This is a genomic window from Micromonospora purpureochromogenes, assembly GCF_900091515.1.
Classification (GTDB): Bacteria; Actinomycetota; Actinomycetes; order Mycobacteriales; family Micromonosporaceae; genus Micromonospora; species Micromonospora purpureochromogenes.
Genome location: NZ_LT607410.1, coordinates 1,602,437 through 1,614,580, shown reverse-complemented (window position 1 = coordinate 1,614,580; position 12,144 = coordinate 1,602,437). Strand labels below are relative to the sequence as shown.

The window sequence follows — 12,144 nt, the reverse complement described above, 5'->3', positions numbered from 1 at the left end:
GGGGCGGACCCGGGGTCAGGTGAGGTGGGATTCGAGGAGGTCGAGGGCGGCGGGGACGGTGTCGGCGACCCGGAGGAGGTCGAGGCCGGCGGGTTTGAGGAAGGTCTGGTCGGCGAGGGTGGCGAGCCAGTCCAGCAGCGGGCGGTAGAAGCCGTCGATGTCGACCAGCACCATCGGCTTGGTGTGCAGGGCCAGCGTGGCGGTGGTCCAGACCTCGAAGAGCTCGTCCAGGGTGCCCAGCCCGCCCGGCAGGGTGAGGAAGGCGTCCGACTTGTCGACCATCAGCGTCTTGCGACTGGCCATCCCGTCGGTGACCAGCAGCTCGTCGGAGGCCAGGTCGGCGACTTCCAGGTCGACCAGCGCCTGCGGGATCACCCCGAGGGTGCGCCCGCCGGCCGCCCGCGCGCCGTCGGCCAGGGCGCCCATCATCCCGACGCAGCCACCGCCGCTGACCAGGGTGTGTCCGCGCCTGGCGAGCTCCGCGCCCGTCTCGGCCGCCAACTCCAGCCAGCGCCGGTCGAGGGTGCGGGAGGAGGCGCAGAAGACGCAGATGGCCGCCACGGCTCAGCCCCGCCGGCCTGGGCCCGACCCGGTCGGACCGGCCGGCCCGCCGCCCGGTGCGCGGTTGCCCGCGCTGTCCGCGGCGGCCTGCTGGTCGGCGGCGGCCCGGGCGACGGCCTCCTCCCGTACGGCTTCCTGCTCGGCGGAGAGGGCGGCCTCGGCCTCGACGATGTGCCGGACGGCGGCGTCCACGTCGTCGGTGAGGCAGATCAGGTCCAGGTCGACCGGCCCGATCTTGCCCTCGGCGGCCATGCTGTCCCGCAGCCAGTCGAGCAGCCCCCGCCAGTACGCGGTGCCCATCAGCACCACCGGGAACCGGGTGACCTTGCCGGTCTGCACCAGGGTGAGCGCCTCGAAGAGCTCGTCCATGGTGCCGAAGCCGCCGGGCAGCACCACGAACGCCTGGGCGTACTTGACGAACATGGTCTTGCGGGCGAAGAAGTACCGGAAGTCGATGGCCAGGTCGACCCAGTCGTTGAGCCCCTGCTCGAAGGGGAGTTCGATGCCGAGCCCGACGGAGAGCCCGCCGGCGTCGCTGGCCCCCCGGTTGGCCGCCTCCATCACACCCGGCCCGCCGCCGGTGATCACGGCGTAGCCGGCCCGGGCCAAAGCGGCGCCCAGCTCCTCGGCCAGCCGGCACTCGGGGCTGTCCGGGTTGCTGCGGGCGGAGCCGAAGACGCTGACGGCGGGCGGCAGGTCGGCCAGGGTGTCGAAGCCCTCCACGAACTCGGAGAGGATCCGCAGCGCGCGCCAGGCGTCCTTGGTCTTCCAGTCGCCCCGGCCCCGGGAGTCGAGCAGCCGCTGGTCGGCGGTGCTGGTCGGGATCGCGCCGCGGCGCAGCGTGACCGCGCCCCGGTGCCGCTCCGGATCGCGGCCCGGCTGCCGCCCGTTGCTCTGGCTCATGGGAGCAACCGTAGTGGAGCGGCACCGGCCGGGGGTGCCGCCCGGCGAGCCGGAGAAATAGTTCGTGATCTTGGGCAACTAATTCTGTCGCTCGTACGTCTTACTATTCACATACCGGGTATGCCCCGGTCGCGCGCCTTCGGGGGAGGAGCAAGCGTGATCAACAACAACGAGCGGATCCGGATCCGCCGGCAGATGCAGCGGCGCATCCGTGACGTGGTGGCCGAGCGCCGCCGTGCCCGACAGCTGGAGTCCCCGGCGGCACCGACCGCCGACCCCGAGACCACCGACTCCCCTGCCCTGACCACCGCCTGACCCCCACCGCACTCCACACCCACGGCCCCGAACCCCGCCGGCCCCGCCGGCGCTCGCTGGTGATCAAGAGGTTTGGGTCACCTGAGGGGCCTCTTTGGACGCAAACCTCTTGATCACCGACGCGAGCGGGCCGGGGGCCGGGTCCGGGGGGCCGGGCCGGGATCAGGCGGAGGCGAGCCAGCGGTGCAGGGTGGCGGCGCCGTCGCGGATCTTGGTGATCTCGACGTGCTCGTCCTTGTGATGGGCCAGATTGGGGTCGCCGGGGCCGAAGTTCAGCGCCGGGATGCCCATCGCCGCGAACCGGGCCACGTCCGTCCAGCCCAGCTTGCCGATCGGCGCGGCGCCGACGGCGGCGAGGAACTCCTGCGCCGCGGGCGACTCCAGGCCGGGCGCCGCGCCCGCCGCCGCGTCGGTCACCGTCAGGTCGAAGCCGGCGAAGACCTCCCGCAGGTGCGCCTCGGCGGCCGCCGGGTCGCGGTCCGGGGCGTACCGGTAGTTGATCTCGATCTCGCAGCGGTCCGGGACGACGTTGCCGGCCACGCCGCCGGCGATCCGCACCGCGTTCAGTCCCTCGCGGTAGTCGCAGCCGTCGATGGTGACCCGTCGGGCCTCGTACGCCCCCAACCGGCGCAGCACCTCGCCCGCGCCGTGGATGGCGTTCACCCCGTGCCAGGACCGGGCGGCGTGGGCGCGCTCGCCGTGCGTGGTGACGACCGCCCGCATGGTGCCCTGGCAGCCGGCCTCGACGATCCCGTACGTCGGCTCCAGCAGCACCGCGAAGTCGGCCTCCAGCCACTCCGGGTGCGCCTGCGAGACCAGGGTGAGCCCGTTGTACCTCGACTCGATCTCCTCGGCCTCGTAGAAGAAGTACGTCACGTCGTAGCGCGGGTCGGGCAGGGTCACCGCCAGGTGCAGGGCGAACGCCACGCCGGACTTCATGTCCGAGGTGCCGCAGCCGTACATCAGGTCGCCGCGCATCGTCGACGGGAAGTTGTCGTTCAGCGGCACCGTGTCCAGGTGGCCCGCGAGCACCACCCGGGAGGCCCGGCCCAGGTCGGTACGGGCCATCACCGTGTTGTTGTGTCGGAACGTGGCCAGGTGCGGCACGCCCCGCAGCACCTCCTCGACGCAGTCGGCGATGGCCTTCTCGTTGAGGGAGACGGACTCTATGTCGACCAGGGCACGGGTCAGGGCCACCGGATCAGCCAAGACCTCGGGGGTCAGCGGGTTCTCCATGCTGGGCACGGTACCGTCAAATTCGGTGCGCGCGGGGAGTGAGCCCGCCTGCCCCGCAGCCGCGAACGAGAGGTGTAACAGTGACGTCCGCAGTACCCGCCTGGGGCATCGGCCTGGCCACCGTCACCGCTGACGACCAGGTGCTCGACACCTGGTACCCGACCGGCAAGCTCGGACTCGGCGAGCTGCCGCTGGTCCCCGGCGAGGACCAGGGCGACGTGCTCGACCTGCCGCCGGGCGCGATCGGCGAGCGGCCGCTGCCGGGTCTGCGTACCGTCGAGGTCACCACCGTGATCGGCTCGCTGGACGACCCGATCAAGGACGCCGCCAACGCGTACCTCCGGTTGCACCTGCTCTCCCACCGCCTGGTGCGGCCCAACGAGGTCAACCTGGACGGCATCTTCGGCAAGCTGGCGAACGTGGCCTGGACGTCGGCGGGGCCGTGCCCGCCGGAGCGGGTCGACGAGCTGCGGGTGATCGAGCGGGCCGCCGGCCGGTACCTGGCGGTGTACGGAGTGGACAAGTTCCCCCGGATGACCGACTACGTGGTTCCCTCCGGGGTCCGGATCGCCGACGCGGACCGGGTCCGGCTCGGCGCGCACCTGGCCGCCGGCACCACCGTGATGCACGAGGGCTTCGTCAACTTCAACGCCGGCACGCTGGGCACCTCGATGGTCGAGGGGCGGATCGTGCAGGGCGTCCTGGTCGGTGACGGCTCCGACATCGGCGGCGGGGCGTCGATCATGGGCACCCTCTCCGGCGGCGGCACCGAGAAGGTCAGCATCGGCGAGCGGAGCCTGATCGGCGCCAACGCCGGGGTCGGCATCTCGCTCGGCGACGACTGCGTGGTCGAGGCGGGCTGCTACATCACCGCCGCGTCGAAGATCACCCTGCCCGACGGCCGGGTGGTCAAGGCCCGCGAGCTCTCCGGTGTGGACGGCCTGCTCTTCTGGCGCAACTCGGTCACCGGCGCGCTGGAGGCGAAGCAGCGCACCGGCAAGGGCATCGAGCTGAACGCCGCCCTGCACGCCAACGACTGACGGACCGGCCGGGGCCGGGGCGACGCGCCCCGACCCCGACCGGCGTCCGGGCCCACGGCGATGGAACCGCGGGCCCGGCGTCGTTCACCGCAGCCGGTACGCCTGGACGATCCGCTCGGTCACCGTGTTGCCGGCGGTGTCCCGGGCGGTGGCCCGCAGGGAGACGTGACCGGGGCCGGCCGGGTGCCGCAGCAGCGCGACCCAGCCCTTCCCGGGCACCCGGAGCACGGCGGCCTTGCGCCAGGTCTTCCCGCCGTCGTACGAGGCGTCGACGGTCAGCTTCTCCACCCCGGCGGCCGGCGCCCCGGGCTGCCGCTGCACCTGCACCGGCACGGCGAAGAGGCGGCCGGCCGCCGCGCTGTTGTCGACCCGCAGCGGCGGGGCGAAGCGCACCGCCAGCAGGGGCAGCCGGGCCGGGGTGTCACCGGCGACGTGACCGGACCGGAAGGTCCACGTCGACTCCACCTCGGTGCTCAGGTCGGTGAAGCTCCGGGTGGCCGACACCGTCAGCTTGTAGTCGGCCGCCGCGGCCGGCACGGTGAACTCGCCGTAGCCGGCGTACTCGCTCTCGCCGACCAGCTTCCCGTTGCGCCACAGGGCGGTCCGGGCGGTGTCGGTGACCGACCCGCCGGGGTGCCCGGCGGCGTCGCTGTGCACCGGCAGGCCGACGAGGATGAGGTCACCGGTGCGGCTGACGCTCTCCTCCGGCCAGCGCGGGGCCGGGAACGACGGCCCGTACGGGGCCTGGTTCCAGGTCTCGTGGACCGTCCGCCCCGCCCGGTACGCGGTCGGCACGGAGAACAGCGCCGCCTTCGGCTCCAGCCAGCCCTCTTCGCCGACCACCCCGAAGTCGAGCTCGGACTCCCAGCGCACGCCCCTGGTGTTGTAGTGCTCGACCCGCTCACCGGGCACCTGGGTCGGCAGGACGATCGCCGAAGCCCCGGTGTTGTACTCCAGCTCCGGGATGACGATCCGCTCGGCGACCATCCCCGGGTACCCGCCCCGGAACCGGTGCACCACGGTGGCCAGGTCGCCGGCCCGGTAGTGCCGGACGAAGCCGGTCGGCATCCGGCCGGGGACCGCCTCGCTCAGCGCGTACAGGTAGGGACTGCTGGCGGCCTCCCGGTCGGCCCACTGGCTGCTGATCGTCGAGACGAACCGGTCCGCGGAGACCGGGCTGCCGAGCTGGGCGGTGGTCAGGCCGGCGAAGCTGTCGGCCCAGAGCCCGAAGCCGTAGCTGCCGCCGTCGTCGGCGAAGAAGACCGCACTGACGTCGATCAGCAGCGGCGCCGCGTCCCGCTTCGGGATCGTGGTCAGGACCGGCTTGCCCCGCCGGGCGTCCACGGTGAGCGTGAGGTCCCGGTCGACGGTCAGCTCGGGCTGGGCCAGCATGGTCAGCCCGCCGGCTTCGCCCTCGGGGGCGGGCTCGAAGATGAGCGTGCTCAGGCCGTAGCGCCCCCTGGGCAGCCGTACCTGGGCCACCCCGTCGGGGTCGTAGGCGTCCCGGATGTCGAAGCGGTCCAGGCTGGCCAGGCTGGTGTAGTAGTCGGCCGTCGGCCGGCCGGACCGGTCCAGGTGGGTCAGCGTCAGGGTGTAGCTCTCCACCTCCCGGTTCACCGCCACCGGGGTCACCGCGACGGTGCCGCCGGAGCGGGCGACGACCCGGCCGGTCCAGTAGCCGTCGGCGGCACCGAGCCGGGTGTCGGCGGTGACGGTGGTCTCCGCCCGGCCGCCCGCGGGCACGGTCACCCGGGTCGCGCCGAGGCGGAACATCCCCGCCGGCGCTTGCTGGCCACCCGGGCCGGTGATCTCGGTGCTCAGGTCGAGCGTGACCGCGGTCGGGCCGGCGTTGCGCCAGGCCACCGTGCGGGTGATCGGCGCGTCGTCGCCGTGCGGCCAGAGCGTGCGGCCGAAGGAGACGCTCACCGGGTCACTGGTCACCTGCTGGCCGATCGCGCGGCTCAGGTCGACCCGGCCGGCCCCCTGCTCGTACGCGGTCTGCGCCGGGTGCGGCTTCGCGGCGGCCATCAGCGTCGCCTTGAACTGGCCGGCCTTCCAGTCCGGGTGCTGCTGGGCCAGGAGCGCCACCGAGCCCGCCACGTGCGGGGTGGCCATCGAGGTGCCGGATAGCGCGACGTACTTCTCCCCCACCGGGTCGCCGATGGCGCCGGTGGCGGACCGGGCGGCGACGATGTCGACGCCGGGCGCGGTGATGTCGGGCTTCACCGCGTCGTCGCCCACCCGGGGGCCGCGGCTGGAGAACCCGGCGAGCTGGTCGTCGCGGTCCACCGCGCCGACGGCGAGCGCCGCGTCGGCGCTGGCCGGGGAGCCGACGGAGGCGTCCGATCCGGCGTTGCCGGCGGCGGTGACGAAGAGGGTGCCGGTCTGTGCGGTCAGCGTCTGCACCGCCTCCTCCAGCGGGTCGACCTCGGGGAAGTCCCAGCCGCTGAGGCTCATGTTGACCACGGTGGCCCGCTTGTCGACGGCGGCCCACTGCATCCCGGCCAGGATGGCCGAGTCGCTGCACCCGATGTCCTCGCAGACCTTGCCGTTGAGCAGCGTGGCGTCCGGCGCGACGCCCTTGTACCGGCCGCCGGAGGCGGCGCCGCTGCCGGCGATGGTGGAGGCGACGTGGGTGCCGTGGCCGACCGTGTCCCGGTCGTCGGTGACCTCGGTGAAGTTGCGCGATTCGGCCACCTTGCCGGCCAGGTCGGGGTGGGTCGTGTCGACGCCGGTGTCCAGCACCGCGACGCTGACGCCCTTGCCGGTGAAGCCGGCCGACCAGGCGGTGGGCGCCCCGATCTGGGGCACGCTGTGGTCCAGGGTGACCCGGCGGCGGCCGTCGAGCCAGATCCGCTCGACGCCCCCCGCTGCGCCGAGCCGGGTGCCGGTGGAGCCGGTGGTGACCGCCGACCACACCTGACCGGCGGTGGACTTGCCGGCGGTGAGGGCGGCGCCGCGGATCGCTGGCAGGTCCCGGGTCACCCGGGCGCCGGGCAGCGCGGCCACGCCGCGCCGGGCCTCCCCCGGGGCGTACGACACCAGCAGCGGCAGGTCGTCGCGGCGGGCGTCGTCGTAGCCGGCGGAGATCAGCTCGGTGACGTCGAAGAGTCGACGGTCGACCCGGCCGGCGCGGATCAGCGCCAGCGCGTCCTGCGGCACCACGGTCAGGTGCCCGCGCTCCCGGCGTACCAGGAATCGGAGGTCACCCCGGCCGGCGGCGGGCCGGACGGCGGCGTCGCCGGAGCCGGTGACGGTGACCCGGTCCCCGGTGACCAGGGTGACGGTGGTCGACCCACCGGTCGGGGTGGATGGTTTCCCGGCCGGCCGGGCGGCCCCGGCGGCATCCGCCGGTGCGGTCGGTGCGGCGGCCGAGGCGGTGGCCGGGGCGCCGAGCGCCAGGCCGAGCACCAGCCCGAGCGCGGCGGTCTTTCTTCTGGTTCTGTGCAACGGATCCTCCTCGGGAAGCGTCCTCATAGACGGGAGTCACATTGACAGCGACCAGAATTGCATACCGGGTATGCAGAAGGAAAGTCCGGAATATGACCGTCCCCGCCCCTCGCGGGGACCCAGCCGGCGATGATCGCCCGGTGAGGTCCATGCGGGAACGAATGCTGGCCGGCGAGCCCTACCTCGCCAACGAGCCCGCGATCATCGCCGACCTCGACCGCGCCACCCAGCTGATGGAGCGCTTCAACACCACCGCCGCCAACGACCCGCTGGGGCGCCTGGCCGCGCTGCGCGAGCTGCTCGGCTCGCTCGGCGAGGACACCTGGATCCGTCCGCCCTTCCACTGCGACTACGGCTGGCAGATCCACCTCGGTCCGCGCTGCTTCGTGAACTTCAACGCGGTCTTCCTCGACGTCGCCCGGATCACCATCGGCGCCGACGTCCAGATCGGACCCAACGTGCAGCTGCTCACCCCTACCCATCCGATCGAGCCCGGCCCGCGCCGGAAGAAGTGGGAGGCGGCGAAGCCGATCACCATCGGCGACAACGCCTGGCTCGGCGGCGGGGCCGTCGTGCTCGCCGGGGTGACGGTCGGCGCGAACACCGTGGTCGGCGCCGGCGCCGTCGTGACCAGGGATCTGCCACCCAACGTGGTCGCCGTCGGCAATCCCGCCCGCCCGGTGCGCACCCTGGAATAGCCGCTTGACCTGCCGAAACAGCGGATATACCGGTGGCCCCAACCCGGCATCGGGGTGCACTCTGGGTAGTGAGCGCGACACCAGGGGGCACGGATGGACGAACGGGTGCTCGAACTACGGGTGCACGGGGTGTCCAACACCCCGCCCAACCAGCTCCTCGGGCTGCGGCCCGAACCCGCCGGGTCCGGCCCGCAACCCGCCCTGGTGGCCGGCGACAAGGTCACCGGCTTCTACCGGTCCACCTCCGCCGGCCCGGACGACCCGATCACCGTCGAGGCGTACAGCTGGGGGCAGCTCACCTCCGGCGCGCGGACCGCGCGGGACGTCGAGCGGGCCCTGTGGACGGTGCTGCTGCCGTTCACCCTGGCCAACGTGGCCCTGCACGCCCGCCCCGACATCCCGCCGGACCCGGACACGGAACGCTGGGCCGGCCGCTCCGGCATCGCCGCCTGGCTGATCCGCCTCTTCTGCCTGAGCCTCACCGCCACCCTGTCGATCACGCTGACCGGGGTGGGCGTGGACCTGATCGCCTGGCAGTGCGTGGACCAGGACTGCCTCGGCCGCGTGCCCGGCCCGTGGGAGTTCCTCGGCCACGGCTGGTGGCGGGCGGACGCCCACGCGCTCGCCGTGGGCCTGCTGCTGCCGCTGGCCGTGCTGGCCGTGCTCGGCGTGGTCGCCTGGCGCACCTACCAGTACGAGGCCGAGATGCCCGCCGAGCCGCGTCCCGCCCGCCCCCGCAGCGACGCCGGACCGGACGTCGCCCTGCCGACCGACCCGCCGTCGCCGGCGAACCCGTTGCAGGACCCGACCTTCTGGTGCGGCGAGGGGCAGCTGCGCCGGGCCGCCGTGCTGCACCTGTGCACCGGGGCGGCGGTCGCCGCGTCGGTGCCGATCGCGGCGGTGCTCGTGATGGACCCGCCCCGGGGCGCCCGGGCGGTGGTCGCCTGGACCACCGTCGCCGCCCTCGCCGCGGTGGTCGGGACAGCCGTCGTCGCGATCGGCCGGCCCTACCTGACCCGACGCCGCGGGGACACCCCGCTGGGCCGGTGGACCGCCGCCGTCGGGACGCTGCTCGGCCTGGGACTGACCGGAACCTTCGTGCTCCTGGTACTGCCCGACGGGCCCGCCGGCCGACCGCTCGGGCAGTTCCGCCCGCCGGCCGGCTGCACCGGGGCCCCCGACACGCCGGGCTGCCTGGCGGACCGGTCGCTGCCCGGGTACGACACGGCCGTCGCCTGGCTGGCCACGTACCAGCTGCTGCTGCTGATCGCCATCGGCGCGGTCACGCGGTCGGGACGGCGCGCGCTGCTCGCCCCGGTGCTCTGCGCGGCGCTGCTGCCGCTCGGGGTGGGCTGGATCGAGGGCGGGCTGCCCGGAGTGCCGGCCGCACCATCTGGACTGAGCACCTGGGTGCTCGCCGTGCCGGCGATCGCGGTCGCCGCGACCGGTCTGCTGCTGCCCCGGACCCGCGGCGACGCCGACCAGCAGCCCCCCGGCCCGCACACCGACCTGGCCTGGGGTGGTCGGGGTCCGACCCTGGTCGCCGGCGCCGGCTGGATGATGGCCGTCGCCTACGGCGCCGGGCTGCTGCACTGGGCCGCCGAACGGCTCAACGACGACGCCCGGCCCGAACGGGTGATGCCGCCACTGGCGGTGTTCTGGGCCGGGCTGGCCTTCGCCGTGGCGGTGGCCGCCCTCGTCGGCATCGGGATCCGCGCCGGCCTGCTCTTCGGGCGGCTGCGCCGCCAGGAGTACGCCGCGCTGACCGGGCCCGGGACCGTCCACTCCGCCCACGACCGGCGGCGCTGCCGCGACGTCAGCGGTTACCGCGCCGTGCACCGGCTGGTCGGCGAACACGCCGTCCGGCTGGTCGGCCGCTACGCCACCGTGTCGGTGGTGCTGGCCGCCCTCTGCTGCGCGGCGGCGCTGTCCCGCAGCCGTCCCGTCCCGGGGTCCGCCGTCGGCTGGCAGGCGGTGATCCACACCGTCGCGGACGTCGGCGACATGATGCTGGGCTGGCTGCCGGTGGTGGTCGCCGGGGTGGGGCTGCTGGTCTACCGCAACGACACCGTCCGCCGCTCGGTCGGCGTCGTCTGGGACGTCGGCACCTTCTGGCCCCGCGCCGCCCACCCACTGGCCCCGCCGAGCTACGCCGAGCGGGCGGTGCCCGAACTCCAGACCCGGGTCGCCGGGATCCTCGCGCTGGCCGAGCAGGACCCGCGCCGAATGGACGGGGTGATCCTCTCCGGGCACAGCCAGGGGACCGTCATCTGCGCCTCGATGCTGCTCCAACTGCCGGCACGCTGGCGCCGGCGGATCTGGTTCTTCTCCTACGGCTGCCAGCTCACCCGGCTCTACGGCCGGGTCTTCCCGGCGTACTTCGGGCCGGACCGGCTCCGGGTGCTCGCCGGCACCCTCACCTGGCCCGACGGGTGCGTCGCCTGGACCAACTTCTGGCGCCCCACCGACCCGCTGGGCTGGCAGGTCACCGCCGGAGAGCGGGAGGTGCCGGTCGTCGACCCGGAGGCGCTGCACCCCAGCGGCGGGGAGGTCGCCGACCCGCCGATCCGCAACCACAGCGGATATCCGGAGGCGGTGGAGTTCCAGCGGGAACGTGCCATGGTCGCCCGGCTGCTGCGGCGCGGCGTCCCGTCACCCCGGCGGGGGGTCGGTTAGACGGACCACCAGGTCGGCGTAGTTCGCGGTGCCGCGGACCAGGGCGGCGTTGGTCTCGTCGGTGCCGTACGCCCAGGCCGCCGCCTGCTCCGGCGTCCGCCCGTACGCCTCGTGCCGGGCGACGAGCCGGCGCAGCCGCGACTCCGCGTCCAGGTCGACGAACCACGCCTCGTGCAGCAGCGGCCGCACGTCGTCCCACGGCGGGTCGGTGAGCAGCAGGTAGTTGCCCTCGGTCACCACCAGCCGGACCGAGGGCGGCACCTCGATCGCCCCGGCCACCGGCTCCTCCAGGTCCCGGCGGAACAGCGGCGCGTAGACCGCGGTCGGCTCCAGCCGTCGCAGTCGGCGCAGCAGCGAGACGTACCCGTTGGCGTCGAAGGTGTCGGCCGCGCCCTTGCGCGCGGCGCGGCCCAGCCGCTCCAGCTCGGCCTGGGCCAGGTGGAAGCCGTCCATCGGCACCAGCCGGGCGCTCGGGCCGACCGCCGCGACGATCCGCTCGGCCAGGGTGGACTTGCCCGCCCCGGGCGCCCCGGCGATGCCGAGCAACTGCCGGGGCCCCGCCTCGGCCAGGGCCCGGGCCCGGGCCACCAGGTCGTCGAGCGGGAGCGGGGGGGCCTCGGGCATCAGGGCAGGACCGGGTCGCTGACGGTGAACCGGGCCCGCACCACGGCGTGCACGGTCTGCGGCTGCGGGTCGAGTTCCAGCTCCGGCGGCGCGCCCTTCTCCATCCGGCGGGAGAACGCCGCGCCGGCCATCGGGGCGAACCCCTCCTCCGCGTCGGCCAGCTCCAGCAGGGCGGTGACCCGGGCGCCCAACGCCTCGGCGTACTCCCGGGCCCGGTGCAGCGCGTCGGCGATGGCGGCGTGCCGGGCCTCCCGGTGGGCCGGGCTGTCCGGCCGCAGCGACCACCAGGGGCCGGCGACCTCGACCTGCTCCTGGTCGGCCAGGCGGAGCATCAGTTCGGCGAGGACGGCGAAGTCGGTGACGGTGACGCTGGTGGTCACGCTGCCGTGGTAGCCGACCACCCGTTCGCCGGAGCGGTTGGTCTCGGGACGTACCCGCAGGTCGCCGGCCTCCCGGCGGTCCAGCGCGGCGGCGTGCTCGTCGAGCAGCACCCGCACGGCGGCGGCCCGCTCGGCGAGCCGGGTCAGGGTGACCTCCCGGTCCCGCTCGCGGGCCGTCGCGGTCACCTGGAAGCGGGCCAGCTCGGGCGCGACCTCCCGGTACGCCTCACCGCGCACCGCCACGACCGGTCCGTCCGTCAC

10 protein-coding genes are annotated in these 12,144 nt (G+C 74.4%); 4 read left to right on the top strand and 6 right to left on the bottom strand.

All coding sequences use genetic code 11. The features are described from left to right. Positions 1 to 15: 15 nt before the first annotated feature. Both GA0074696_RS07575 and GA0074696_RS07570 read right to left on the bottom strand, forming a co-directional pair. Complete coding sequence (locus tag GA0074696_RS07575) at positions 16 to 561, bottom strand: LOG family protein (protein WP_088960429.1); 546 nt, start codon at positions 559 to 561, stop codon at positions 16 to 18. A 3-nt stretch (positions 562 to 564) separates the two neighbouring features. Then, on the bottom strand, positions 565 to 1,464 hold the full coding sequence (locus GA0074696_RS07570) for an LOG family protein (protein WP_088960428.1): 900 nt from the start codon (positions 1,462 to 1,464) through the stop codon (positions 565 to 567). Between the two features lie 156 nt (positions 1,465 to 1,620). Between GA0074696_RS07570 and GA0074696_RS31125 the strand changes: the two genes are divergently transcribed. Next, positions 1,621 to 1,779: a hypothetical protein gene (locus GA0074696_RS31125; RefSeq protein WP_172894209.1), complete on the top strand. Its 159-nt coding sequence runs from the start codon at positions 1,621 to 1,623 to the stop codon at positions 1,777 to 1,779. A 162-nt stretch (positions 1,780 to 1,941) separates the two neighbouring features. Here the strand turns inward: GA0074696_RS31125 and dapE are convergent, their stop codons facing one another. After that, positions 1,942 to 3,015, bottom strand: a complete 1,074-nt coding sequence (gene dapE / locus GA0074696_RS07565) for a succinyl-diaminopimelate desuccinylase (protein WP_088960427.1) — start codon at positions 3,013 to 3,015, stop codon at positions 1,942 to 1,944. An 80-nt stretch (positions 3,016 to 3,095) separates the two neighbouring features. Here dapE and dapD point away from each other — a divergent pair, with 80 nt between their 5' ends. Continuing rightward, complete coding sequence (gene dapD / locus GA0074696_RS07560) at positions 3,096 to 4,055, top strand: 2,3,4,5-tetrahydropyridine-2,6-dicarboxylate N-succinyltransferase (protein WP_088960426.1); 960 nt, start codon at positions 3,096 to 3,098, stop codon at positions 4,053 to 4,055. 84 nt (positions 4,056 to 4,139) lie between these two features. Here the strand turns inward: dapD and GA0074696_RS07555 are convergent, their stop codons facing one another. Beyond that, positions 4,140 to 7,505 carry a S8 family serine peptidase gene (locus GA0074696_RS07555; protein WP_231925295.1) on the bottom strand — a complete coding sequence of 1,122 codons (3,366 nt, stop codon included), beginning with the start codon at positions 7,503 to 7,505 and terminating at the stop codon, positions 4,140 to 4,142. 140 nt (positions 7,506 to 7,645) lie between these two features. Between GA0074696_RS07555 and GA0074696_RS07550 the strand changes: the two genes are divergently transcribed. Both GA0074696_RS07550 and GA0074696_RS07545 read left to right on the top strand, forming a co-directional pair. Then, on the top strand, positions 7,646 to 8,203 hold the full coding sequence (locus GA0074696_RS07550; protein ID WP_088960424.1) for a sugar O-acetyltransferase: 558 nt from the start codon (positions 7,646 to 7,648) through the stop codon (positions 8,201 to 8,203). A gap of 93 nt (positions 8,204 to 8,296) precedes the next feature. Beyond that, positions 8,297 to 10,879, top strand: coding sequence for a hypothetical protein (locus GA0074696_RS07545; RefSeq protein WP_088960423.1), 2,583 nt, complete (start codon positions 8,297 to 8,299; stop codon positions 10,877 to 10,879). Here the strand turns inward: GA0074696_RS07545 and GA0074696_RS07540 are convergent. Together GA0074696_RS07540 and GA0074696_RS07535 are read right to left on the bottom strand one after the other, a co-directional pair. Beyond that, positions 10,856 to 11,503 (bottom strand): nucleoside/nucleotide kinase family protein, encoded by a 648-nt coding sequence (locus GA0074696_RS07540; protein ID WP_088960422.1) that lies wholly within the window; start codon positions 11,501 to 11,503, stop codon positions 10,856 to 10,858. The two genes, GA0074696_RS07545 and GA0074696_RS07540, sit on opposite strands and share 24 nt — an antisense overlap. Beyond that, the gene (locus GA0074696_RS07535; RefSeq protein ID WP_088960421.1) at positions 11,503 to 12,144 is read right to left on the bottom strand and encodes an SIMPL domain-containing protein; all 642 of its coding nucleotides are present in this window, start codon (positions 12,142 to 12,144) and stop codon (positions 11,503 to 11,505) included. The genes GA0074696_RS07540 and GA0074696_RS07535 overlap by 1 nt, the downstream gene beginning before the upstream one ends.

What these genes read in the sequence shown, in the direction of transcription:
- GA0074696_RS07570 (WP_088960428.1), bottom strand. Translation starts at nt 1,464, where the DNA reads ATGAGCCAGAGCAACGGGCGGCAGCCGGGCCGCGATCCGGAGCGGCAC.
- dapE (WP_088960427.1), bottom strand. Translation starts at nt 3,015, where the DNA reads ATGGAGAACCCGCTGACCCCCGAGGTCTTGGCTGATCCGGTGGCCCTG.
- GA0074696_RS07545 (WP_088960423.1), top strand. Translation starts at nt 8,297, where the DNA reads ATGGACGAACGGGTGCTCGAACTACGGGTGCACGGGGTGTCCAACACC.
- GA0074696_RS07540 (WP_088960422.1), bottom strand. Translation starts at nt 11,503, where the DNA reads ATGCCCGAGGCCCCCCCGCTCCCGCTCGACGACCTGGTGGCCCGGGCC.